The following is a 24,031-nucleotide window of genomic DNA, read 5'->3' on the forward strand; positions in this document are numbered from 1 at the left end:
ATGAGCCTGCGACCAGAGCATCCCGAAAACGATCTGACCTCCGATGCGGACTATGCCAATCTGCGCCGCCCGGAACCGCGGAGCTTTGATGAGCTGGCCGATGAACCGGACCCCTTAGAGGTTGCTGCCGCCAACCGCCGCTCTACCCGCCAGGCCGTCTGGTACATGATCGGTGTTTTGGTTCTCTCCGCGCTTTATGGTTTCGCGGTCGCGCTCGTCACCCGGCTATCGGGTGGTCCATTGTGCGAGGACGGCACCGCCACGTGGCTCTGCACCGACGGGCAGCGCACCTTCTTTAGCCTGACCACCCCGATCATTCCGTTCTTCGGCATGATCGGCTGCGCCATCATCATGGTGCGCAAGCTGCACCGCTATCTGCGGTGGCGCAGTTGGATGGCCATTTTCTGGGTAATGGCCTGCAATTTCATGCTGTGGACCATTACCGATATCCAGCTGTTCCTCATGGACTCGGCCGCCGCGTAGAAACTTTCCGCCTCCCTATGATCCTCCTGCTTGATAATTACGATTCTTATACCTTCAACCTTGCCCACCTCATCGCGGAGGTAGCCAGACGCGAACCACTCGTCGTCGCCGCCGGTGAAGCGGAAGGGCTGGCCGAGCGCGTCCGTGCGGGCGAATTTTCCCATGTGGTGATCTCTCCTGGCCCGGGCACGCCGGAACACGAAGAGGATTTCGGTGCTGCCCGGGGCATTATCGCCGCCGCGGCCGCGGCCGAGATTCCGGTGCTGGGCGTATGCCTTGGTCACCAGGGGCTAGGTCTGCTAGCCGGAGCCCAGGTGTCGCCGGCGCCGCAGCCGCGCCACGGTTTCGTCTCCACCATCCGTCACTCGGGCGAAGGTATCTTTGCCGGAATCCCGCAAAACTTCGAGGTGGTGCGCTACCACTCCCTGCATATAGAGGAGGCCCCCGGCATCACCGTCCATGCCCGCAGCGAAGACGGCGTCATCCAAGCCCTCAAGGTCGATGGCTTGCCACACTGGGGCGTGCAATTCCACCCCGAGTCGGTGCTCACGCAATACGGCCGGGATATTATGCGCAACTTCTTGGGCGGGTTTCGCCTGCTCCACCGGGAGGTGCCCGGCGGGGTGAACTGCCCGCGGGTCTTTGCCGCCCTGCGGGCCGAGGGCAACGATGCCTTCTTCCTCGACTCCGCGGATCCCCGCGGACGCTACTCCATCCTCGGCGATACCGCGGGAGCGTTGAGTCGCTCTTTCCGCTACCAGCTTGGCGACGCCCCCGATATCCTCACCCTCCTCGACCGCGAGCTCGCCACCCGCATCATCGACGCACCGGCCCTCCCGTTTACCGGCGGGCTCATCGGGTACCTAGGCTACGAATGCGCCCAGCTCACCCTGCCCGTTGAGCTACGCCACCACTCCCCTTACCCAGATGCCTATTTTGTGCGGCCGCAGTCCTTCATCGTCTATGACCACCAGGCAGAAATAGCGCACCTGTGCTGCCTTGCCGGTGACGGCGCCGAGCAATTGCTGAACCGTCTGGAAGCCGCTTTGGCCGCAGAGGAATCACGGTCCAGTGGGGAGGACAGTGGGGCGTCGCTAAGCGCGGGCTCTTGGCGCAGCCCTGGCTACCTGGAGCGGATTAAGCGCGCCCAAGAATTCCTGCACGCCGGCGAAAGCTACGAAGTCTGCCTGACCGATACCTACTCGGCCGCAGCCGAGGGCGAGCTCTATCCCCAACTGCGCTCGCACAATCCCGCCCCCTATGCCGCACACCTCGTCTTCGATGGTGTGGAAGTATGCAGCGCCTCGCCCGAACGCTTCCTCACCGTGCGCGGCCGTAAGGTAGAGGCCAAGCCGATTAAGGGCACTATCTCGGCCGACCAGGATCCCGCGCTGCTGACCACGGACCCGAAGACACGCGCCGAAAACCTCATGATCGTCGACCTACTGCGCAATGACCTCTCCCGAGTGTGTGAGCCCGGCAGCGTGCACGTGCCCAAGTTGATGCAGGTAGAAAACTATGCCACCGTCCATCAGTTGGTCTCCACTATTACCGGGCAACTGCGCGCCAGTGCCACCGCGGTCGATGCCCTCCGCGCCACCTTTCCTCCCGGATCGATGACGGGCGCGCCGAAGCTGCGCACCTGCGAGATCATTGACCGACTCGAAACGGGACCGCGCGGTGTGTACTCCGGCGTGGTGGGCTACCTGGGGTTTGACGGTCAATCCGATCTCAGCGTGGTTATCCGCACGGCCGTGCGGGCGGCCGGTGAGGTCACCATCGGTGCCGGCGGAGCCATCGTCCTAGAATCGGATCCGGCCGCCGAGCTGGAGGAGCGCAACCTCAAGGCCCAATCCGTGTTGGGGGCGTGGCAATGAGCACCTACCTCTGGCACGAAAGCAGCTTCATTCCAAGCCAAGCCCACCCCGGCCCCTTTGACGTGGCGGATTCTTGGCGGATGCTTGCCAACGCCCACTCCAATGCCCTCACCCTGCACCTCCAGCGCTTCGAGTCAGTGGCCGGCCCACTTCCCGCCGGCTTCGTGCCCGCGATGCTGCAGCTCGTGGGCCCCGGCGATCTCTTCCCCCGCATCTCGCTAGCCGGCGGACACCTGCGCCTCGATATTCGCCCCGCACCCCCTGCACGCAGAACCACCCGGCTGACCTATGTGCAAGCCCCAGACCCGCGCACGCAGCCTTTGGTCAAGGGCCCCGACTTCCCAGCGCTGGCAGGCTTCCGCGCCGAATACCAAGCAGACGGTACCGATGACACCGCCATCGTGGATGCCTCCGGAGCCATGGTGGAGACCACCACCGGCGCGCTCGTCGCTTGGGATGGGGAGACGCTCATCCTCCCCACCGGACTGGCGCTGCCTAGCATCACGCTGCGCCAGGTCATCCGGCGCGCTGCGGACCTAGGTATGTGTACCGAAACGCGCCCACTCACTCCAGAGCTCGCCGCCGAGTGCCCCCTGTGGTTCCTCAACTCGCTCCACGGCATGAACCCGGTTAGCGAACTACACGCCCCCACCGGTGTCATCCATCCACCGCACAGCCCGCATACCACCGCATGGCAGCAATGGTGGTGGGGCTGCTTTCGCAGGGAAACGGCGCGCGACTAGCTCTCCTGCTTGACTAGCTGCGCTGCCACTTCGGCGCAATCCGGCCGACCGCAGTGCTGGGTTTCTACGTGCTGGATGCAGTCATCACAGATGAGTACCTGCTGGCGGCAGGTATCTTCATTGATGCAATTGTGGAAGGTATTCGTGCCCTTACCGCAGTGCACGCAGTGACCCAGCTGGATGAAGCCGGGGTCTTGGAGTCCTTGACCAAACTCGTGGTGCATGCGCTTGTCAAAGACATACATGGAGCCTTCCCACAGGCCATCATTGCCATACTTTTCGCCGTAGCGCACGATGCCGCCATCGATCTGGTAGACCTCTTTGAAGCCACGGTTCTTCATCAACGAAGACAGGATCTCGCAGCGAATGCCACCGGTGCAATAAGACACCACCGGCTTATCCTTCATCCAGTCATACTTGCCGGACTCGATTTCCTCGATGAAATCATGCGTGGTTTTCACATCGGGCACGACGGCATTTTTAAACTTGCCAATCTCCGCTTCCATGGCGTTGCGGCCGTCAAAGAAAACGACCTCCTCACCACGTTCTTCTACCAGCTTATTTACCTCTTCTGGCTTGAGGTGCACGCCGCCGCCAACGACGCCGTTTTCATCGACCTTCAGCTCGCCCGGCGCGCCAAAGGCCACGATTTCATCGCGCACCTTGACCGAAAGGCGCGGGAAGTCATCCGCGCCGCCATCGGACCACTTAAACTGCATGCGCTTAAAGCCTGGGTATTCCTTGGTCTGGCGGACGTAGCGCTTGCAGGCTTCCATATCGCCGCCAACGGTGCCGTTAATGCCGTGCTCGGAAATGAGGATGCGCCCCTTGAGCCCCAGGGACTCGCACAAGGTGCGCTGCCACAGCATGATTGCGGTGGGATCTTCGATGGGGGTAAAGCAGTAATATAGGAGAACTTTGCCAATAGTCACGCCCCAATCTTAGGCCTGCAGCTGCGCAGATCCCCAATCTTGTAGCTCTCCCTTATATGACTGCGGCCCCTCCAGCACTAGCTGAAAGGGCCGAATCTTGAGCATGCGGAAGTTAGCGCTTCTGGTACAGCGCCTTCTTGCGAGCAAAGACCGGATCAGAGGTCACGAGCACGCCCAAGTTGCGGAAGATGCCCTCATCCACAGAACCCAGGATGGTGGTGGTGTGAACGTCGCAACCAGCAAGTTCCTTGATCTGCTCCAGCGCCTTGCGGGCGTTCTCATCCTTCGCCGCAGACACGGACAAAGCGATCAGCACCTCGTCGGTATGCAGGCGTGGATTCTTGGAACCCAGGTGCTTGGTCTTGAGCGTTTGAATCGGCTCGATGGACTCGGGCGAAAGCAGGTGGATATCGTCATCGATGCCCGCTAGGTGCTTCAGCGCGTTAAGCAGCATAGCTGCAGAACAACCCAGCAATGGCGAGGTGCGGCCGGTGATCATGGTGCCATCGTGCAGCTGCATAGCGGAGGCGGGCTCGCCGGTTTCTTCCGCGCGCTGGCGAGCAGGTGCCACCACGGGGCGGTCTTCTACCTTGATGCCGGCCTTGGCCATGATGACCGCGGCGCGCTCGGATTGCTCGGTGCCCAGGCCCGCACGAGCCTCTTCCACCTGTGCCTTGAAGTAACGGCGGATGATTTCTTGCTGGGCGGCGGCGCGGCACACGGCGTCATCAGTAATGCAGAAGCCCGCCATGTTCACGCCCATGTCCGTCGGAGACTGGTACGGGGTGGTGCCGGTGAGCTTTTCCAAAAGCGTGCGCAGCAGCGGGAACGCTTCCACATCGCGGTTGTAGTTCACGGTGGATTCGCCGTGGGCGGACAGGTGGAAGTGGTCAATAATATTGGAATCGTTGAGGTCCACCGTGGCTGCCTCATAGGCCAGGTTCACGGGGTGTTCCAGGGGGAGATTCCAGATAGGGAAGGTTTCAAACTTGGCGTAGCCGGCATTATTGCCGCGCTGGTGCTCGTGGTAGACCTGCGAGAGCGCGGTGGCCAGCTTGCCGGAGCCAGGGCCCGGCGCGGTAACCACGACGAGGTCGCGGGAGGTTTCCGCAAACTCATTGCGCCCAAAGCCCTCTTCGGACACGATGAGGTCCGTATTGGTGGGGTAACCAGGGATAACGCGGTGGCGCGCCACCTTGAGGCCGAGGCGCTCGACCTTTTCAATGAAGGCCTCCGCTTGGGAATTGCCTTCCTCCAACTGGGTCATGACGATGTTTTCTACCAAGAATCCGCGGCTGCGGAATACATCCACCAGGCGCAGCAGGTCATCTTCATAAAGGATGCCCAGGTCCGCGCGTACCTTCTGGCGGGAGATATCCTTCGCGTTGATGCAGATGAGGATCTCTACGTCTTCTTTGATGCGCTCCAGCATCGCGATTTTATTGTCCGGGGTGAAGCCGGGCAGCACGCGGGAGGCGTGCATATCGTCAAAAAGCTTGCCGCCCATCTCTAGGTAGAGCTTGCCGCCGATTTCCTCGCGGCGGGCGTGGATGTGCTTCGACTGCAGCTCAATGTATTTCTCGCGGTCAAAGCCGATTTTTTGCGTCATGATTTGAAAGCCTTCCCCTGAGTTAAATCATTCCGCATTTCGAGTTTACGCTATTGCGACTCTGCAAATAAGTGAGCTGGTTAGCGCCCGGTTTGGCCGAAAATTCTTCCCGATTAGACTGGATTCCATGCCTGAAGGTCACGTCATCCACCGCCTAGCTAATAAATTCAACGCCGATTTTCGCGGCATGCCGCTGCGCGTGACCAGCCCGCAGGGGCGCTTCGCGGCGGAGGCGGAGCTTCTCGATGGCGAGCGCATCGAGCTGGCAGAGACCTACGGCAAGCACCTTTTCGTGCACTTTAGCGCCCAGGATCCGCGCCATATCCTCTATATTCACTTAGGCCTGATTGGCAAGCTGCGCTTCGAGCCCCGCGAGGAAGTAGGCGGACAGATCCGGGTGCGCATTGATAATGGCGCCGAGGCCGCTAACCTGCGCGGACCGCAGTTTTGCCGCCTGCTCACCGAAGAGGAGTACCGCGCACAGCTAGCCAAGGTAGGCCAAGACCCGCTGCGCACGGACGCTGACGTGGAGGCGCTCTGGGACAAAGTGCATAAATCGCGCCGCAGCATCGGATCCCTCATGATGGATCAGCACCTTTATGCCGGCGTGGGCAATATCTACCGGGCCGAGACCCTCTTTCGCCACGGCCTCTCCCCTTTCCTGCCGGGCCGGGACGTTTCCCGTGAAACCTTTGACGCCACCTGGGAAGACTTGGTGGATCTGATGGAGTACGGGGTGGAGCACGGCCGCATCGATACCGTACGGCCCGAGCACTCCCCCGAGGCCATGCGCCGCGAACCGCGCAAGGATGACCACGGCGGCGAGGTCTACGTCTATCGCCGCGCCGGCCTACCTTGCTATATCTGCGGCACCCCAGTGGCAGAAAAGGTCATGGAGGGACGCAACCTATTTTGGTGCCCGACCTGCCAACCGGCTCCTTAAAGGCCTATCCTGGCGGTCATGCGACATGCCTATAGCGTTGCCGCCGTCCGCGCGGCGGAGCATTCCCTTCTCGCCCAGCAGACCTTTGACGATGAGCTCATGCGCCTAGCTGCACGAGGCGTAGCAGCCACGGCTACAAGCATGCTCGACTCTGGACGGCACGTAACTATCCTTGCCGGGCCAGGCGGCAACGGTGGCGATGGCCTCTATGCCGGCGCTTTCCTGGCAGAAGAGGGCTACTCAGTGGAGGCCATCCTCGCGGCGGATAGCGCCCACGAACCCGCGCTAGAGGCATTTACCGCGGCCGACGGAACCATAGCGCACGACCTAGGAGACGCCGATCTGCTTATCGACGCCGTCGCCGGCCTCGCCTCCACCCGCGGCCTTTCCGGTGCCCCGCTGAGGGCCTATACCGAGGCCAAGGAGCGTGGGGTGCCGGTATTAGCGGTGGATATTCCGTCGGGCATTAACGCCGATACCGGCGTGGCCGCAGCCGATGCCGCAGAGGCAGACGTGACCATTAGTTTTGGCTGGGCCCGTGCCGGACATATTTTTGCCCCGGAATGCGGCGCGGTGGTGCTCTGCGATCTGCGCCTGCCCGGTGCCCCGCGCTCCTTTGCAGAAGAGCTTTCCGCTACCGCGGAGCCGGTGGGCTATATCGCCAATGAACCCACTATCGCCTTGCCCTACCAGTGGCCGACTGAGCCGGTGCTTTCGGGAGAACAAGGCCTGGTCACCGCCCCGAAGCCGGTGGGCTGCACGGGGTCAATTCTGGATCCGACTCCGGGGGCGAAAAGCACCAAGTACACCGGCGGGGTGACCGCGGTCTGTGCTGGCAGCAGCGCCTATCCCGGCGCGGGTATCCTCGCCGCCACGGGAGCGGTGCGCGCCACGCCGTCCATGGTTCGCGTCGTGGGCAATGACTCCGTGGTCGCGAGCCTGCCGGAGGTAGTGCCTCATGCCAGTGCCCAAGAAAAAGTCCACGCCCAAGCCTGGGTCGTAGGCCCAGGACGAGGCACCGGACCGGAGGCGGCCGCGGAATTGCGCGCCGTCCTAGAACGCGGGCTGCCCACGATTATTGACGCCGATGCACTGACCGTGCTTTCGACCGACGGCGATCTACGCGAACTCGTGCGCGATCATCCCTGCGCCGTCCTGACCCCGCATGCCGGGGAGTTTGAGCGGCTCTACGCGACAACTCTCGGCCGCGAACTTGATCTTTCGGAGGGGCTCGGGGTGCGCCTGCGGGAGCTTTCCGATGCGCTCGACTGCTTCATCCTGCACAAGGGCCGGATCACCATGGTCACGGCCCCAGGCCAGAAAATTTATGGCATGAACGCTGGGCACTCCTACGCGGCCACCGCCGGTTCTGGTGACGTACTCTCTGGCATCCTCGGCGCCACGCTCGCGCAACTGGATGCCGCCGAGGCGGATGCGGAGGCGATAATTATGGAAATCCTGCATGCCGCGGCCATCCACCAACACGCGGCGGCCATTGCCGCCCACACCCCGGACGGCTTTGGCCTTTGCTCCGCCTCTCAGATTGCCGCATCCGTGCCGCAGGCAATTGCCCGGCTACTCCTCATGCAGCGCTAGCTGAGCGCAGAGACCTTCTCCTGCTCGGAGACGTGGCCATCCTTGACCTCCACCACGCGGTCAGCGAAGTTGAGCAGGGAGCGGTCATGGGTCACCAGCACGGTGGCGGTGTTCATCTCCTGGGTGACATCGCGCAAGAGGCGGATGATCTCCTGCGAAAGGTGGGAATCAAGCGCAGAGGTAGGCTCATCGGCCAAGAGCAGGTCCGGCTGCTCCATGAGCGCTCGGGCGATATTGACGCGCTGGCGCTGGCCACCGGACAACTGACCCATGCGGCGATTGCCCATTCCTGCCAGGCCGACAAACGCCAATAACTCATCGGCGCGCTGTGGGCGCAGCTTGCGGCCAGCGATATGGTCCATGATCACCAATTGGTCGCGCACATTGAGTGAGGACAGCAGGTTGGCCTGCTGGAAAATGATGGAGCGGGTACCGTCCACGTGCACGGACCCGGAGTCAGGGGTGATGAGGCCAGCGGCTACGGACAGCAACGTGGACTTGCCGGACCCAGACTCACCCACGATGGCGGTAAGGGTGTTGGATTCGGCGATGAGGGAGGCGTCGGCAAGCGCGGTGGTCGTAGTCTCGCCGTCCTGGTAGGTCACGGTGGCGTTGCGGATATCAAGAATGGTGGACATGTTAAGCATTTCCTCCAAGGGCATCGAGTGGGTTGGCTTTAGCTACGCGGCGGGTAGCAATAAGGGCGCCGGCCATGCCGAGAGCCCAGATGCCAACCGCGGGAACGGCGATGGTGCGCAGGGAAACATCGAAGGGCACGGTGCCGGAGGCAAGCGCGCCGAGCACCCAACCAACGACGGCACCCGCAATGGTGCCGGCCGCCAAGATGATGGCGGCTTGTGCCAGGGCATCGCGCAAGAGGTAGCGCACGGTGGCGCCGAGCGCGCGCAGAATGGATAGGTCGCGGGTGCGCTGGATGGTCCATACGGTCAAGAAAGCGACGGTGACCAGTGCGGAGATGCCGTACAAGAAGCCCTGCATGGTAAGCAGCGAGCCGCGCTCAGACTGATAGGCCGCTAGGCCGGAGAAGGACGTGGACACCTTCACAGAGCCTGGAATCTCGTACTTATACAGCGCTGCGGTGCCGATAACGTCTTCTGGAGCATGGCTAATCTGCTGCCAGGACTCGGTGGAGGCCCACACCACCTCGGAGTGGGAGTACATGGTCTCTGGGACGGTGCCCTCCACCGAAAAGTCGGCGCCGCCTAGGGTGACGGTATCGGCCGCGTCGATGGACTCGGGCAGGAGCACGCCCTGCTCCGGAATGGTCTTATCGGTACCCGGGACCTGAGTGCCGGCCGGCAGGCTGAGGACGGCAACGCCGCCGTGGCCCTCCAGCTTGGTCTGGGCCGCACCGAAGGGAATGCCATCGCTGGCGACATCGCCAGCGTGCATCTCGGATTCGCTAAAGGAAGGGTCCTCGGTGGAAAAGGAAATATATGGGTATTCCTCTTCCAGGAACTCCAACGCGGAAGTATTCTGCTTGGACAGGCCCTCCGTCAGGCCGGAGAGCATCACGAGCAAAAGGGTAATGAGCGCAACCGTGCCGCCGATGAGCGCGAAGCGGCCGCGCGCTGTGGTGATTTCTCTGATTGCTAGGAACATAGTTCTATATTCGCTTTATGCAGGTCAGAAGTAATCGGCCAGCTCGCTGAACCTCGAGTCAACCAAGTGGTTGATTCACGGTCCACCGGTGCGCGGATATCCTGGGTGGTTGTGTTTAAGGGACAAAAATTATGGGTCTATGGCCTCCACGCCATGTTCGCGTTTCTGCTAGTCTTCGGCGTGGCGCGTGCCTATGTGGATGGCCGGCTCGACGCCCGGGTGATTGGCTTAGCCATCGCCCTCGCCGTGGTGTATGCCGCACAGCGTTGGCTGCCCACATGGTTATGGCTGGGTGGGCTATGCCTCCTGTGGCTGGGCCTGATGGTGCATGCGCAGGATTTCATGTGGCTGGAATTCCCGCTCATTTTTGTCTTTCTGCGCGCCTTACCCACCGTGCCTGGGTTGGTCTCCATCGCCGTGCTGTGGGCAGCAGCGGCATTCATCCCCGCCTGGCTGCACCCCGAGGGCTGGTCCATCGCTGCGGCCGTGGGACCACTTATCGGTACCGTCTTTGCGGCCACAGTCTTTTTCATCCAGCGGCGGCTGCAGGCAGAGGCGGCGCACCACAGGGACATCGCCAAGCAGCTGCGCGAAACCCAAGCCGAGCTGGCCGCCAGCGAGCACCAAGCCGGCCGGCTAGAGGAGCGCGAGCGCCTCTCCCGCGAGATCCATGACACCGTAGCGCAAGGCCTCAGCTCTATCTTGCTGCTCTCCCGCGCGGCCCGCGGCACCGATGATCCAGCGACTAAGGAGGAGCAGCTGGCGGTCATCGAGGACGTCGCGAGCGAAAACCTGGCTGAGGCACGCCGCTTCGTCCGCGAGCTTGCCGGCCCCGATGAGCGGCTGGAAACCCAGCTGACTTCCCTGTTGTCCCAGATGCGCAGCCGCGTGAAAGCCTTAGGCGAGGACACAACCTTTGAGCTGGTGGTTTCCGGCAGCGGCAAGGTGCCCGAACACATCAAAGAGGTCATCGTGCGCGCCGCCCAAGAGGGCCTGAATAACGTCATCAAACACGCCCACGCCTCGCGCGCCGTGGTCACGCTCGGCCTCTTCGAGGATGCGGTGACCTTGGACGTCGTTGATAATGGACGCGGACTATCCGCCTCCCCTGGCCCCCATGGCAGGGATCATGGTTTCGGGCTTACCGGCCTGCGCGGCCGCGTGGAAGCTGTGGGCGGCACGATGAACCTGGAATCCGGCGAGGGCACCGCCTTGGCGGTCCGTATCCCGCTGAAGGAGAAAAGCAATGGTTAATGTCATGCTGATTGATGATCACCCCGTGGTCCGGGCCGGTCTGCGCGCCATCCTCAATACCTTCTCCGATGTCGAGGTAGTCATGGAAGGTTCCACCGGCGCGGATGTAGATAAGCTCTTTACAGACGACGCCCCGCAGGTAGACGCCGTGGTCTGCGATATTCAGATGCCCGGCATGGATGGCATCGCGGCCACCAAGCGGGTAGTGGAGGCCGGCGGCCCACCCGTGCTCATCCTGACCACCTATGACACGCAGGCCGATATCCTTGCCGCCGTGGAAGCCGGCGCGATGGGCTATCTGCTTAAAGATTCCCCCGAGCAGGCGCTGCACGAGGCCGTGCTCAATAACGCCGCGCACCGCCGCACCCTAGCGCCGGAGGTAGTAGACCTCTTGGCCCAGCGCGTAGGCCGGCCGCAAGAATCGCTGTCCACCCGCGAGCTAGAAATCCTCCGGGCGCTGTCCACCGGTTCCTCCAATAAGGAACTAGCCAAGCAGCTCTTCATCTCTGAGGCCACGGTCAAGACCCACCTCATCCATATCTTCCAGAAATTGGGCGTGGAAACTCGCACCGCCGCAGTGACCGTGGCACGGGAGAGGAAGCTCATTTAATGCTGGACTGCATAGTCATCGGTGCCGGCCAGGCGGGTCTTGCGGTGGGTTACTACCTGCGCAAGAAAGGGCTGGATTTTGTCATTCTGGATGCCGAATCCGGCCCCGGCGCGGCCTGGCGCCACACCTGGCCTTCGCTGACGCTCTTTAGCAATTCCGCCTCCTCTAACCTGCCGGGATGGCCCATGCCCCACCACGAGGGCTTTCCGCCGGCCATCCACGTCATCGACTATTTTGCGCGCTACGAGCAGCGCTATGAACTGCCCATTCGCCGGCCAGTCAAAGTGGATAAGGTCGACCATGACGGCGCGTGCTTCCACGTCTTTGCCGGTACAGAGCAGCTGACCGCGCGCACGGTCGTGGCGGCCACGGGCACGTGGTCCGCGCCCTTTATCCCCTACTACCCCGGCGATTTTGGCGGACAGCAATGGCATTCAGCCTTCTACCCAGGCCCAGAGGACTTTGCCGGGTCCACCGTGGCGGTCGTGGGCGCAGCAAATTCCGGCGCCCAGATTGCGGCCGAGCTCCTGCTTTCCGGCGTGGATACCACCTGGTATACCCGCAACTCCCCGCGGTGGATGCCCGACGACGTTGACGGCCGCGTGCTCTTTCAGCGCAATCGCGCCCGCCTCAACGCCATGATGCGTGGTGAGCCAGACCCCGGCGCGGATTCCAACCTGGGCGATATTGTGATGGTCCCACCGGTCCTGCGCGCGCGGGATTCCGGGCTTTTGCAGGCCACCCCCATGTTTTCTTCGCTTGAAGAAGTCACCGCAGACCACCTCATCTGGTGCACCGGTTTCCGGCCTGCCCTCCGGCCCATCCGCGGGCTTCTTGATGGCACCTCCCCCACCGTCGACGGACTCTTCCTCGTGGGTTACGGCACGTGGACCGGCCCCGGCTCCGCAACCATTACCGGGGTAAGCCCGTTTGCCAGGCAAACCGCGCACGATGTAGCGAATATATGTGACTAAAGCTATAGGTTAGTCCCAGCTAATTCGACTACACTGCCTTCACACAAAGAGTGCGACACAATGTGGGAAAGCTGGTTTATACATGTCTGCCTGGGATCTCTACGATGACCTCATCGATGCCATTCCCCGTGACATAGTGGTCTCCCGCGCCGCCCAAGGACCGCGGTGGACCCGGGTATACACCGAAAGCCCTAGCTGCGGCATGGCCATGACCATGTCAGCAACTTCTCGCCCGGCCCAGATGCGCGCCGAGTACTCCGGTGTTCCTTTACGCGCCATCGCCCAGCTGGCCAAGAGTTGGAATTTCTCGGAGGCTTCCTTCGGCATGGCCGCGCTAAATTCCTACTACGCCACGCCTTCCGTGGCCGACGAGAATGGCTTTGCGCTTGCCGACGCCCCCTGGCCCCACATCTTCGATCCCTTCCGCAACGCCGTCGCCGGGAAGAAGGTCGCGGTCATTGGCCACTTCCCTTTTGCGCCCAAGGCACTCAACCAGGCTGCAGATTTTTATATGCTAGAGCGCTCGCTCAATGAGGGCGACTATCCCGATTCCGCCGCCGAATACATCCTGCCCGAGTGCGATTATGTCTTTATTACCGGCTCTGCCTTTGTCAATAAAACCGCGCCCCGCCTGCTCGAGCTCTCCCGCGAGTCCTTCAATGTCGTATTGGGTCCGTCAACTCCCTTAGCCCCGGTACTGGTTGAAGACTACGGCGTATCGCAGGTCACCGGAATGGTCCCAACCTCTCCCCTGGCTATGTTCGAGGGCTTAAGTGGTACCGATGCCGGCACTACCATGTTTGACTGGGGCCACCGAGTGGAATTATCCGCCTAAGGCCGCGCCTCCAAAAGCGCCTCGCATGCCGCTGCATAGATTTCTGCGAGCTCATCGATGGTTTTCTCCCGCACATAGGGAACGAGAATCACGTTGCGCGTAATCGCAACGCCAACCAGCATGGCGCCAATAAAGGGAATGCGTTCCCGCTTTTCTGGCGTATCGAATACCGTCGCACTCAATTTAGATTGGGATACTAGCTCCAAGAATTGCTCGTCCATATATTGCCGCAATACTCCGGAAGCATGGGAAGAGCCCACCCCGGCGCGCAATACCGCCTTCAACCTCGACCCCATGTCTTCTGCTTCCCAAAGCTGCAAGTACTGGGCGATGAAGCCTTTTAGGTCTGCTACATCTTCCAACCGCCCAGGGAGTTCTTGCAGGCTTGAGACAACTGCGTCAAAAAGGCCTTGCTTGTTTTTGAAGTAGTGCATCACCAGCGCAGGGTCTACCTCGGCCTCTGCTGCCACGCTGCGAATTGTGGTGGCCTCAAAGCCTACATCGCCAAAACGCGTACACGCTGCGGCCAGGATCTTTTCTCGAGTCTCCTCATTGCCGGGCCGTCGTCCTGCATGTTTGTTCTCCATGCTGGGTATTTTACCTTTACCCTCTCTAAGATTTTCAACACCTGTTGAATTTCAACGGTTGTTGAATTAGCATGTTCAACGTTCGTTGAATTGCGGTTGACGGACTACCCACACGAACCGAAAGCAGGTACCCCATGCGCAACGTAAAGAAGGCGCTAGTCGTCGGGGCTCTCGCCCCCTTAGCGCTAACACTCTTCCTTCTAGCCTTCCTGTGGCCGATGGCCACGATGGAACCCCGCGATATTTCCACCGCCGTGGTCGGTGAACCTCAGCAAGTTGCACAGATTCAAAAGGCTCTCGATGAAAAGAAGCCCGGCCTATTCAAGACGCAACCCGCCTCGGACCGGGCCGAAGCCGAACGGCTGGTTCAACAACGTGAGGTTTCAGGCGCAATCGTCCTTGGCCAAGAGCCCGAGGTTCTCTACTCCTCGGCAGCGGGATTGCCCCAGGCAAACATCATCAAAAACCTGTCACAGCCATTGAGCGAGATGGCAAATCACCAAGCCAAGGCCGCCGCTCAAGCTAGGGGTCTTCCTGAACACAAAGTTCCCTCCGTCGATGTCAAAGCAAGAGATTTAGCCCCCTTGGATAGCCGTGATCCACAAGGAGCGGGCATCAACTTCTCTATCCTGCCCGTAGCTTTCGGCGGCATAATCGGTGCGGCACTGATCTCCTTTGTATTGCAGAAAAACACTCAGCGTCTTCTCGCATTCGCTGTATACGCACCACTCGGAGGCCTCCTCGTTTCCTGGGTCTACAGCGGGGTATTCGATCTACTGCCGGCTGGCTTCTGGACTTCAGCGGGCGTGTTCACCCTTGGCATCGCCGCCTCCTCATCCTTCATTGTTGGACTCCGTGCCTTGTTCGGAACTCCAGGATTCGGGCTCGGCGCACTTGCCATAATGCTGATTGGCAACCCCCTAGCCGGAACGATGGCCCCCAAGGAGTTCATTGCCTCACCGTGGGGAGCCCTTGGCCAACTATTCCCCAATGCAGCCACCGCTTCCCTAACCCGCTCGGTAAATTACTTCCCGCTGGCTTCCATTAGCACTGAGGTGTGGACGCTCCTGGCTTGGATAGCGGTTGGTCTGTGCGCCCTGGCGGCGGGCATTGTTAAAGAACGCAAGCAATCACAGCACGAAAATCCCGCCGCAGAAGAGTCCACTCAGCCGCAACCAGCCTAAGGCCCACCGCTCGAGACCTAGTTTCTAGAGAACTACCCCGGCCATAACGGCAAGAAGTAATGCACCCAAGCTCAATGCCGCAAGCCATCCGATGACGCGTACGGTCCGCAGCTGTCCCTTGGCGCTGCTGCGGCTTACCAAGAACGCGCCCACAGACGCACCGAGGGTGTTGAAAACGAGGTCATCGACGTCGCTAAATCCCAACGAGAATACGTATTGGGTAATTTCGATACCCAGGCTGAGCGCCATCGCCAGAAGGATAGTTCCACCGCGGCCGAAGCGGACGTGCCGCGAATTCTGTCCCAGCACCACCAGACACGCCCCGAGCGGCATAAACAGCGCGATATTGCCAAAGGTATTGGTCCACGGACCCCACCACGGATGAGGGTTATTAAAGCCGTTGAACATTTGCAGATCGAGGCTGCGGCGGGCATGCGCACTGGCATCGATCACGCCGGGAATATCAATAAATGGCTTGCCCACCGTAGCTACGGCAATCGCCATCAAAACGACCACGCAGGCGACACCGGCATTGCGCCACTGGGTGGGCCGGGCAGGCACGCCCCGCGCCCCAACCTGACGCGAGATGCGGGTGGATGTCGTGATCATCGTCATGTTGTTCAAGTTAACAAGCGAGCCTGAAAAATCCCCGTGAGATTCGCTGTTAAATCTCTGCATCACATTTAACGTACGATGGTGAGCATGAGCACGCTACTAGTAACTCGCAACGAAGATAAGTCCGTTACGACCTCCTTCGAAGAGGGAGAGTTCCTCGGCGAGGGCGACCTTACCGTCGATGTTTCTTATTCTTCCCTGAACTACAAAGACGCCATGGCTATCGCAGGTGACCGCGGCGTCATGCGTACCAGCCCGCTGGTTCCGGGCATCGACGTGGTCGGCACGGTTTCTGAATCTAGCGTCGAGCGCCTTCCAGTTGGCACCTTGGTATCTTCCTTCGGCGATGGCCTCGGCGAATTCCGCCACGGCGGCTACACTCCGAAGCAGCGCGTTAACTCCCAAGCAACCGTCGCCCTGCCCGCGGACTTCACCGCAGAGCAGGCGGCCGCTGTTGGCACCGCAGGCTACACTGCCGCACTGTGTGTTAATTCTCTGCGCGGGCTGCCCGATGGTCCGGTCCTGGTCACCGGCGCCACCGGTGGCGTAGGCTCCATCGCCGTGAACCTCCTTTCCAATGCCGGCTACGAGGTTCACGCGATGACCGGCCGCCCGGATGACTACTCCCAGTACCTCCACGAGCTAGGCGCCCACACCATTGTGGACCGCGCCGAGTTCGCCGAGTCCGGAAAGCCACTACAAAAGGCTAGCTATGCCGGTGCCGTCGACACCTCCGGCTCCCACGTCCTAGCCAATGTATTGGCCCGCACCGTGTGGGGCGGCACCGTCGCTTCCACCGGTATGGCCGCCGGCCCAGACCTGCCCACCACCGTCTTGCCTTTCATTCTGCGCAACGTACACCTGGCCGGCGTTAACTCTGTCGACGCCCCGCTGCACTACCGCCAGAACGCATGGCAGCTGCTCGCGCGCAAGCTGGACTTGTCCATCCTCAAGTCCCTGACCAATACGATTCCACTGTCGGACGTTGTCGAGGAATCCAAGTCCCTCCTTGAGGGCACCCACCACGGACGCACCGTCCTCAAGATTTCCTAGGCCACCCCTAGATAGTCTTGTACGGCACCCGCCATCTCGGCGGGTGCCTTTTTGTATGCCCAGTTACTGCGCGAAGCTCTAGCTTTCCGACGTCCCCTCTTTAACTACCCCGCGTAGCAACGTGCGGGAAATCCTGCCCAAGGTTTGTAGGTCTTCGTCGCTAAGGGTGCCCACCACGATTTCCTCGACTGCGGCGGTATGTCGCGCGATCGCGGCGTTGAAAGCGGTACTTCCCTTTTCCGTCACAGTGACTTCAACTGCACGGGTTCCTAACTCCGGCGCCTCGCGCCTGGAAACCAATTTTCGGGACTCCATGCGCACTAACTGCCGATGCAGCCGCGACTTCTCCCACCGGAGCTCGTCTGCCAATTCATGCGGGCGTGTAGAAGTTTGGCGCCGACGATTCAGCACGGCCAAAACCGCGTAGTCTGCCTCGCTCAATCTAGAGCCACTCTGCAGCTCCCCAGAAAGCCGCGCGTGAAGCGCTTCCTGCATGGCAACAAAATCGCCCCACGCCGCGCTCTGCTCCACGCGCATCGCATTCCTCCTTTGGTTCTCCTTCTTTCACCAGTCTATACTGCATAGTTGATCTAGCAACTCATTGCCCTGCCGGGAGTTGATACACCAACTCCCACTACTGCACAGAGATGTGGGTCTACGAGAACCACAATTTCACCAACCCATACCTTTGCTACCGAAAGCACTTTAATTTTCCTTTTGAATACCTATCTGCTTAAACTCACCATTGTTTGAGTAGATATGTTCTTAACTGGAAAATTAAATAGTGAAGCAACTACTCGCGGCAAAGATGCGGCTGCGAACGCAATCGCCGCACCGGCGGAGAAGACCGTAGCGTTTAGAATGGCAAGCATGGATAAGCTATTTAGCACGTGCGGTTTCGACTTCGCGAATATGGAAGAACTCATTGCGGAGCTGCCTACCGACCACGACATGTGGGAGGCGCCCGGATTTGATCGAGTGCTATTCCACGCCGACCCGTCCGGCATGGCGGTCACAGCTATGGAATACGAAGGGGAGTGGGCCGCGGTGCCTTCGTACCGGGGTGGGGAAGAGGCACCGGGGACGATATATCGCGCAACGCCTTATATCGGCATTGTGGAAACGGGGGATTTACGGTTCGCGGCATTGGCGGATGCGCCCTTCGCCCTGCCGGCAGGCAACCCAGTCGGCGGAGAAAAGCTCCGGGGACAGGTGCGGCCGGCGGCTGTGGCATTGAAATACGAGGTAGGGGAGCCGGAAGAGTTTACCTTGACTTCGCCTGCTACAGAGCGCTTCTACCGGAACTTCAAGCCCAGCATGCTTAACCCGCAGGTAGAGGTGTCGGGGACTATCGGGGGCGTCGCCAAGCACAGCAATGAGCTGGGCATGGGGGAGTTTTGGGTATGCGACCTCGACGGCCTCCCGCTCATTGTGAACGAGAAACTGGAGGTCGGCCAGGGGATCCGGGCGCACGGCATTGCGCTGTGCGCCACGGAATTTTGGGACGAGTAACTACTTGACCACGAGGTTGACCATGCGGCCCGGAACGTAGATCTTCTTCACCACGTTCTTTCCGCTAGTCAGATCGGCAATCTTCGCGTCGGCGAGAGCAACGTCAAAGACCGCGTCCTGGTCCGCATCCGCGGCCACATTGATGCGAGCCTTGACCTTGCCATTGATCTGAACCGGCACCTCGATCTCATCATCGACCAGGTACTTTTCCTCAAAAGTGGGGAAGGGCTGGTAGGTGATGGTCTCATCATGGCCGAAGCGCTGCCACAGTTCCTCCGCAATATGCGGGGCAATGGGGGAGACCAACTGTGCGATCGGCTCCACGGCGGCGCGTGGGGCCTCGGTGCGGTAGGTCTTGGTCAGGTAGTTGACGTACTCGATGAGCTTCGCCACCACGGTATTAAGCCGCAGGTTCTCGTAATCATCGCGCACGCCCGCGATGGTGCGGTGGAGCTGCTTGAGGTCATCCTCGCTCAAGGCGGCGTCGGTAGTCGCCAGCTCGCCGGTGTCCTCGTTGACGGCCAGGCGCCACAGGCGCTGCAAGAATCGCTGGGAGCCTACGACATCCTTGGTAGCCCACGGGCGAGACGTATCCAGCGGACCCATGGACATCTCATAAACGCGCAGAGTATCGGCACCGAAGTCGCGGCAAATATCGTCCGGAGCAACGGCATTCTTCAGGGACTTACCCATCTTGCCGTACTCCTGATTGACCTCTTCGCCGTTGTAGTAGAACTTGCCGTCCTTTTCCTCTACTTCAGCGGCCGGCACGTACACGCCGCGGGAATCCGTGTAGGCATAGGCCTGGATATAACCCTGGTTGTACAGGCGGCGGTAAGGCTCTTGGGAGCTAACAAAGCCCAAGTCAAAGAGCACCTTATGCCAGAAGCGGGAGTAGAGCAGGTGCAGCACCGCGTGCTCGACGCCGCCGACGTAGAGGTCCACGCCGCCCGGGTCCTGCGGGCCATGCTGTTCTGGACGCGGGCCGGTCCAGTAGCGCTCGTTCTCGATATCGCAGAATGCCTCATTATTGCGGGGATCGATATAGCGCAGCTGGTACCAGGAAGAACCCGCCCACTGCGGCATAACGTTGGTATCGCGGAAATAGGTCTGTGGGCCGTCGCCCAAATCGAGTTCTACCTCGACCCAATCGCGCACCTTTGCCAGCGGAGGTTGTGGCTCGGAGTCCTTGTCCTCCGGATCAAAGGAAACGGGCTTATAATCTTCTACCTCCGGCAGCTCTACCGGCAGCATGGATTCCGGCAGGGCGTGGGCAAAGCCGTCCTTGTCATAGACGATGGGGAAGGGCTCGCCCCAGTAACGCTGGCGGGCGAAGAGCCAATCGCGCAGCTTGTACTGCACCTTTTCCCGGCCGGAGCCGTCCTTTTCCAGCCATTCAATGGCCGCGGCAATGGCCTCGGCCTTATTCAGGCCGTTGAGATCTAGGCCCTTGTCATTGGAGGAATTAACCAGCGCGCCGTCCTCGGTCCAGGCTTCTTCCTCCACGTTTCCGCCAGAGACAACCTCCGTAATAGGTAGGCCGAAGGCCTGGGCAAACTCGTAGTCACGAGTGTCGTGCGCCGGAACTGCCATGATGGCGCCGGTGCCGTAGCCGGTCAGCACATAATCCGCGATGAAGATCGGGACCTTCTTGCCAGAGACCGGGTTGGTGGCATAAGTACCCAGGAAGACGCCGGTCTTTTCCTTGTTCTCCTGGCGCTCCAGGTCGGACTTGGCGGCAATATCGGTGCGGTAGGACTCCACGGCCTCCTTCGGATCATCGTGGCCATAGGTCCAACGCTCATCCACGTCATCGTCATAAGGGATGGGGGAGAGGAGGGCGTCGACAAGCTCGTGCTCCGGGGCCAGCACCACGTACTCGGCGCCGAAGAGGGTATCCGGGCGGGTGGTAAAGACCTCAATCTCGTAGCCCTCGGCAGGGAAGGAGACCTCTGCGCCGCGGGAACGGCCAATCCAATTGCGCTGCATGGACTTGACCTTGTCCGGCCAATCCAAAAGCTCCAGGTCATCCAGCAAGCGATCGGAGTAGGCGGTAATGCGCATCATCCACTGCGAGAGGTTCTTGCGGAAGACTGGGAAATTGCCGCGCTCGGACTTACCCTCAGCGGTGACCTCCTCGTTTGCCAGCACGGTACCCAAGCCCGGGCACCAGTTCACCGTGGAATTAGACAGGTAGACCAGGCGGAATTCATCGATGGCCGCGGCCTTTTCCTCTTCGGTGAGGTCCTCGTAGTAGCGGCCATCCTTAGTGGTGCGCTTATTGGCCTCTAGTTCCTTGATGAGCTCTGCAATCGGGCGCGCCTTCTGCTGCTCCTCATCGAACCAAGAGTTATAAATCTGCAGGAAGATCCACTGCGTCCACTTGAAGAATTCCGGATCGGTTGATTCCACAGAGCGGCGCGGATCGTGGCCCAGGCCCAACATGCCCAGCTGGCGGCGCATGTTTTCAATATTCGCCTCGGTGGTGGTGCGCGGGTGGGTACCAGTCTGGATGGCGTACTGCTCGGCCGGCAGGCCGAAGGCGTCGTAGCCCAAGGTGTGTAGCACGTTCTTGCCCAGCATGCGGTTATAGCGGGCGTAAGTATCGGTGGCGATATATCCCAGTGGGTGTCCCACGTGCAGGCCCGCACCGGAAGGGTAGGGGAACATATCCTGCACATTGAGCTTTTCCTTAGGCAACTCGCCCGCATCGGTGGCGAGCTCGCCGACCGGGTTCGGGGCACTAAAGGTGCCATTGTCTTTCCAGTACTGCTGCCAGGTCTTCTCGATCTGGTTCGCCAGCTCCGGGGTATAGCGGTACGAAGTGGAATCGCTCTGGGTAGTCATAGTCACATAGTGTAATAGCCGCATCCCGGCGCGGGGTAGTTCACTACGCTTTCCGCGTTCCGCAGGGCACGCACACCCAAAATCCCCGCCGTAATCGCCCCCGGTTTTCGCGTCATTTCCGCCGCTCGCAGCCAAAATGCAGATCTGCATGAAAATGATCTAGGCTGGGGTAAATGAGCCAGGAGAAGTTTCGCAGCCAGCTATCATCTTTTGCAGACGCAGCGGTATTCCAGGGAATCCCGCACCTGCGCCTCTCCCCAGCTACCGACACATTGGATCTGTACCTACCGGCCGTAACCGCAGGTTATGAGCCAGAAGATCCCCAATGGACCGTGACCGCACAGCTGCTCGACGGCAGCGAGGACACCCGCAAGTTCTACTACGTGGAGGGCGAGGAGCCCGGCTTGTGGATTAGCATGCCGCGTGCCTTTAGCCACCTCAGCGTCTCCTTTGAGGAACACACCGTGGAATTCGCCGGCGTGGCCAATGGCGGATTGCTGCTCGATTCCACCCATCGCCCAATCGATACCACCACCGCGGTGGCCAAGGGCTCTTATACCTTCATCGCCCCCGCCGGCACGGAGCTAGCCAAGGCCAAGGTCGGCGAGGCCCGTCCCCACGGCGCATGGGAGGGCTGGACCATCGCCCCGGTAGAGGTCAGCCAGTCTTTCACCGTGGAGGTTCCGCGCCAGGAACCCGCGACCATCAAGGTCTCCGGCAGCCCTGATTTTGCCTGGGACATGGCCGTGAAGACGCTACCCAATGCCCACGGCCTCGATGGCGAACTGGTCTATACCCAGTCCCCGCGGGTCATCGCCAATACGGAACTCAGCATGGAGCTGGCCTATGTCCCCATTGGTGGGGAAGAGGAGGCCGTGCTGGAGGATGAACTGCCGGAGGGTATTCACGAGGTGCTTCCCGCAGACGCCTTCGAGGATCCCTGGGTAGGCCGCTACCGCTTCACCCTGTACAAGGACGAGGAGCTGGTGGATATCCAGTACCTCAATTTTGCGGAGTCGCTGCACATGCGTGCCAAAAACGAGGGCCCGCGCGGCACCAACTTCCGCTTTATCGATGCCCTGGGCAACCTTTCGCCGTTTAGCTATGCCCTAGCCTCTGCGCCGGGAAAGGCTATCCAGATGGAAAAGGGCCAGCGCGTCTTTGGCGAGGACGAAGGCGTGCGCGAGGAGACCGTCGGCAGTGAGGCCGGCTATGAGCTGACCTTCCAGGTGGAACCGGCGACGATTCGAACTCGCGTGAAGCGCACCGCGGCCGAGCCCGTGGACTACCTGGATAAGCAGGTCATCCTGGCGGACCAGCTCGATGCGAATGCACTTTTTACCATCCACTCACCGGAGCCACTGCCGCTGGCAAAGTTCGTGGTTATTGATAAGAACCAGAAAATTAGGGACCTGGTCACCGCCAATGGCTCTACGGAGGCCGCCACCAGCCTGTCCGTGCCAAACCGCGCGCTAAAGTCGGCGCTGACGAAGAAAACCTCGCTGGAGCTCTACCTCCTGTGGTCCACGTTGTCCTATGAGGAATACCTCGAAGGACTGCCGGAAAAGGAGCGCGCAGCGCACCAGAAGCGCAGCTTTGAGCGTCGCGTCATGGAATATGAGGCCACCGCGGCCAGCGACCTCATCTATGCAGCCATCGCCACCGTGCGCAAGGCACCGTTGGTCGCCCGCGCAACCATTGAGGACGGCATCCTCGTCCCCGAGCAGGCGCATGAGGAGGAGGTAGAGCTGCTGGCTTGGGCGTGGCCGCTGGGCAACCCAGCGGGCGAGCCGCAACCGCTGGAGCCCACTGAGGAAGGCTTTGAGCTGCCCGAGGAGCTGCTGGACGCCGGCCACCTCATCGTGGACTTCCGCGAGGATGAGCCGGCCAGCGACTTGGCCGCGCCGCAGTACCCGCCGGCTAGCGCACTCATCATCTTCCAGGACGGTGAAACCGAAAACACCGAGGGCCTGTGGCCTACCTACGCGGCCATGCGCCGCCTCGCACCCAAAGCCAAGGAAACCTTCGAGAGAATCATCAAGGAGATTGAGGCCGATCCGCGCGCCAGCATGGATGCCCTTATGGCCGCGGACTTTGAGCCGGGGCAGCGCATGCGCGCCTTTGTCCGCACCGGCCTGGTCTCCCGCACCTTCCGCCGCGAGGAGCCGGCCGGCGAACCTTCCTCGCTCTTGGCCGCGCTTGCCGACGCCGCCCATGACTACGTCGAAGCCCACGGCTCCGCCTCCCTCGCGCGCGTGCCGTCCACCGGCGTCGACGATGTCACCCGCCCCATGCTGCTGATGAGTGCCACGGGCGAGGCACCTACGCCGGCTACGGCCAGCGACCAGCTCTGCGATGATGCCCACCGCATCGCCGCACTGCGCGAGTGCTTTGCCAATGACCTTGCGCTCACCCGCTTGGGCACCATTTCCAACCTGCGTAGCACCGCAATGCAGCTGCGGGTGACGCTGCAACAGCTGGGCGTCGATAAGTCCGTGCTGCATACCCTGCTCGCGCTGGACGCCTTTGGCGATGGCAATTCGGAGCTCGGCGATTCCGCCTGGATGCCGTTTATTTCCTATGTCTTTGCCATCACGGCGCGCGGTGTGGCCAATGGCAAGCTGGCGGACCCTGCTTTCGCTGCCACGCTTGACGACGCCCTCCCGCAGCTCGCCGAGGCCGTCTCCCTCGCCCCGCAGCTTTTCTACCGCGATATTCTCACCGCGGAGGCGCTCACACTCAGCTAGGGTGACA

21 protein-coding genes are annotated in these 24,031 nt (G+C 61.0%); 13 read left to right on the forward strand and 8 right to left on the reverse strand.

Annotated features, from left to right (window positions below; genetic code table 11):
- From MHY08_RS06090 to MHY08_RS06100, 3 genes are read left to right on the forward strand one after another with little or no spacing between them, the layout of a single operon-like run.
- Positions 1 to 483: a hypothetical protein gene (locus tag MHY08_RS06090; protein WP_239235870.1), complete on the forward strand. Its 483-nt coding sequence runs from the start codon at positions 1 to 3 to the stop codon at positions 481 to 483.
- Positions 484 to 500: 17 nt separating this feature from the next.
- Positions 501 to 2,360 (forward strand): chorismate-binding protein, encoded by a 1,860-nt coding sequence (locus MHY08_RS06095; RefSeq protein ID WP_239235872.1) that lies wholly within the window; start codon positions 501 to 503, stop codon positions 2,358 to 2,360.
- Positions 2,357 to 3,103: an aminotransferase class IV gene (locus MHY08_RS06100; RefSeq protein WP_239235874.1), complete on the forward strand. Its 747-nt coding sequence runs from the start codon at positions 2,357 to 2,359 to the stop codon at positions 3,101 to 3,103. Before MHY08_RS06095 ends, MHY08_RS06100 begins: the two co-directional genes overlap by 4 nt.
- Here the strand turns inward: MHY08_RS06100 and MHY08_RS06105 are convergent.
- Positions 3,100 to 4,035: a rhodanese-related sulfurtransferase gene (locus MHY08_RS06105; RefSeq protein ID WP_239235876.1), complete on the reverse strand. Its 936-nt coding sequence runs from the start codon at positions 4,033 to 4,035 to the stop codon at positions 3,100 to 3,102. The two genes, MHY08_RS06100 and MHY08_RS06105, sit on opposite strands and share 4 nt — an antisense overlap.
- A gap of 112 nt (positions 4,036 to 4,147) precedes the next feature.
- Entirely contained in the window at positions 4,148 to 5,644 is a 1,497-nt protein-coding gene (locus MHY08_RS06110; RefSeq protein ID WP_239235878.1) for a DUF1846 domain-containing protein, read from the reverse strand.
- Positions 5,645 to 5,771: 127 nt separating this feature from the next.
- Between MHY08_RS06110 and MHY08_RS06115 the strand changes: the two genes are divergently transcribed.
- On the forward strand, positions 5,772 to 6,587 hold the full coding sequence (locus tag MHY08_RS06115) for an Fpg/Nei family DNA glycosylase (protein ID WP_239235880.1): 816 nt from the start codon (positions 5,772 to 5,774) through the stop codon (positions 6,585 to 6,587).
- Between the two features lie 18 nt (positions 6,588 to 6,605).
- The gene (locus MHY08_RS06120) at positions 6,606 to 8,183 is read left to right on the forward strand and encodes a bifunctional ADP-dependent NAD(P)H-hydrate dehydratase/NAD(P)H-hydrate epimerase (RefSeq protein ID WP_239235881.1); all 1,578 of its coding nucleotides are present in this window, start codon (positions 6,606 to 6,608) and stop codon (positions 8,181 to 8,183) included.
- Here the strand turns inward: MHY08_RS06120 and MHY08_RS06125 are convergent.
- Both MHY08_RS06125 and MHY08_RS06130 read right to left on the reverse strand, forming a co-directional pair.
- Entirely contained in the window at positions 8,180 to 8,821 is a 642-nt protein-coding gene (locus MHY08_RS06125) for an ABC transporter ATP-binding protein (RefSeq protein ID WP_239235882.1), read from the reverse strand. The genes MHY08_RS06120 and MHY08_RS06125 overlap by 4 nt on opposite strands.
- A 1-nt stretch (position 8,822) precedes the next feature.
- Positions 8,823 to 9,806 carry an ABC transporter permease gene (locus MHY08_RS06130; RefSeq protein ID WP_239235883.1) on the reverse strand — a complete coding sequence of 328 codons (984 nt, stop codon included), beginning with the start codon at positions 9,804 to 9,806 and terminating at the stop codon, positions 8,823 to 8,825.
- A gap of 153 nt (positions 9,807 to 9,959) precedes the next feature.
- Between MHY08_RS06130 and MHY08_RS06135 the strand changes: the two genes are divergently transcribed.
- The 4 genes from MHY08_RS06135 (at position 9,960) to MHY08_RS06150 (ending at position 13,479) form a co-directional block, all read left to right on the forward strand.
- The gene (locus MHY08_RS06135) at positions 9,960 to 11,060 is read left to right on the forward strand and encodes a sensor histidine kinase (RefSeq protein WP_239235885.1); all 1,101 of its coding nucleotides are present in this window, start codon (positions 9,960 to 9,962) and stop codon (positions 11,058 to 11,060) included.
- Complete coding sequence (locus MHY08_RS06140; RefSeq protein WP_239235887.1) at positions 11,053 to 11,670, forward strand: response regulator transcription factor; 618 nt, start codon at positions 11,053 to 11,055, stop codon at positions 11,668 to 11,670. The genes MHY08_RS06135 and MHY08_RS06140 overlap by 8 nt, the downstream gene beginning before the upstream one ends.
- Positions 11,670 to 12,644 (forward strand): NAD(P)-binding domain-containing protein, encoded by a 975-nt coding sequence (locus MHY08_RS06145; RefSeq protein ID WP_239235889.1) that lies wholly within the window; start codon positions 11,670 to 11,672, stop codon positions 12,642 to 12,644. The genes MHY08_RS06140 and MHY08_RS06145 overlap by 1 nt, the downstream gene beginning before the upstream one ends.
- A gap of 82 nt (positions 12,645 to 12,726) precedes the next feature.
- Complete coding sequence (locus tag MHY08_RS06150) at positions 12,727 to 13,479, forward strand: DUF364 domain-containing protein (protein ID WP_239235891.1); 753 nt, start codon at positions 12,727 to 12,729, stop codon at positions 13,477 to 13,479.
- Here the strand turns inward: MHY08_RS06150 and MHY08_RS06155 are convergent.
- On the reverse strand, positions 13,476 to 14,066 hold the full coding sequence (locus tag MHY08_RS06155; RefSeq protein ID WP_239235893.1) for a TetR/AcrR family transcriptional regulator: 591 nt from the start codon (positions 14,064 to 14,066) through the stop codon (positions 13,476 to 13,478). The two genes, MHY08_RS06150 and MHY08_RS06155, sit on opposite strands and share 4 nt — an antisense overlap.
- A gap of 134 nt (positions 14,067 to 14,200) precedes the next feature.
- On the opposite strand from MHY08_RS06155, the gene MHY08_RS06160 reads away from it, so the two are divergent.
- Entirely contained in the window at positions 14,201 to 15,250 is a 1,050-nt protein-coding gene (locus tag MHY08_RS06160; protein ID WP_370658790.1) for an ABC transporter permease, read from the forward strand.
- Between the two features lie 24 nt (positions 15,251 to 15,274).
- Here the strand turns inward: MHY08_RS06160 and MHY08_RS06165 are convergent, their stop codons facing one another.
- Positions 15,275 to 15,865: a VanZ family protein gene (locus tag MHY08_RS06165; RefSeq protein ID WP_239235899.1), complete on the reverse strand. Its 591-nt coding sequence runs from the start codon at positions 15,863 to 15,865 to the stop codon at positions 15,275 to 15,277.
- A 78-nt stretch (positions 15,866 to 15,943) separates the two neighbouring features.
- On the opposite strand from MHY08_RS06165, the gene MHY08_RS06170 reads away from it, so the two are divergent.
- Complete coding sequence (locus tag MHY08_RS06170; RefSeq protein ID WP_239235901.1) at positions 15,944 to 16,918, forward strand: MDR family oxidoreductase; 975 nt, start codon at positions 15,944 to 15,946, stop codon at positions 16,916 to 16,918.
- 78 nt (positions 16,919 to 16,996) lie between these two features.
- Here MHY08_RS06170 and MHY08_RS06175 read toward each other — a convergent pair whose 3' ends face one another.
- Positions 16,997 to 17,455 carry a MarR family winged helix-turn-helix transcriptional regulator gene (locus MHY08_RS06175; RefSeq protein WP_239235903.1) on the reverse strand — a complete coding sequence of 153 codons (459 nt, stop codon included), beginning with the start codon at positions 17,453 to 17,455 and terminating at the stop codon, positions 16,997 to 16,999.
- A gap of 333 nt (positions 17,456 to 17,788) precedes the next feature.
- Between MHY08_RS06175 and MHY08_RS06180 the strand changes: the two genes are divergently transcribed.
- Positions 17,789 to 18,430, forward strand: coding sequence for a hypothetical protein (locus MHY08_RS06180; RefSeq protein WP_239235904.1), 642 nt, complete (start codon positions 17,789 to 17,791; stop codon positions 18,428 to 18,430).
- Here the strand turns inward: MHY08_RS06180 and leuS are convergent, their stop codons facing one another.
- Positions 18,431 to 21,277, reverse strand: coding sequence for a leucine--tRNA ligase (gene leuS / locus MHY08_RS06185; RefSeq protein WP_239235905.1), 2,847 nt, complete (start codon positions 21,275 to 21,277; stop codon positions 18,431 to 18,433).
- A 173-nt stretch (positions 21,278 to 21,450) separates the two neighbouring features.
- On the opposite strand from leuS, the gene MHY08_RS06190 reads away from it, so the two are divergent.
- A complete protein-coding gene (locus MHY08_RS06190) occupies positions 21,451 to 24,024 on the forward strand; it encodes a hypothetical protein (protein ID WP_239235906.1) in 2,574 nt (857 codons plus the stop codon).
- Positions 24,025 to 24,031: the final 7 nt, after the last annotated feature.

Source organism: Corynebacterium sp. ACRPJ (assembly GCF_022347345.1).
GTDB lineage: Bacteria > Actinomycetota > Actinomycetes > Mycobacteriales > Mycobacteriaceae > Corynebacterium > Corynebacterium tuberculostearicum_D.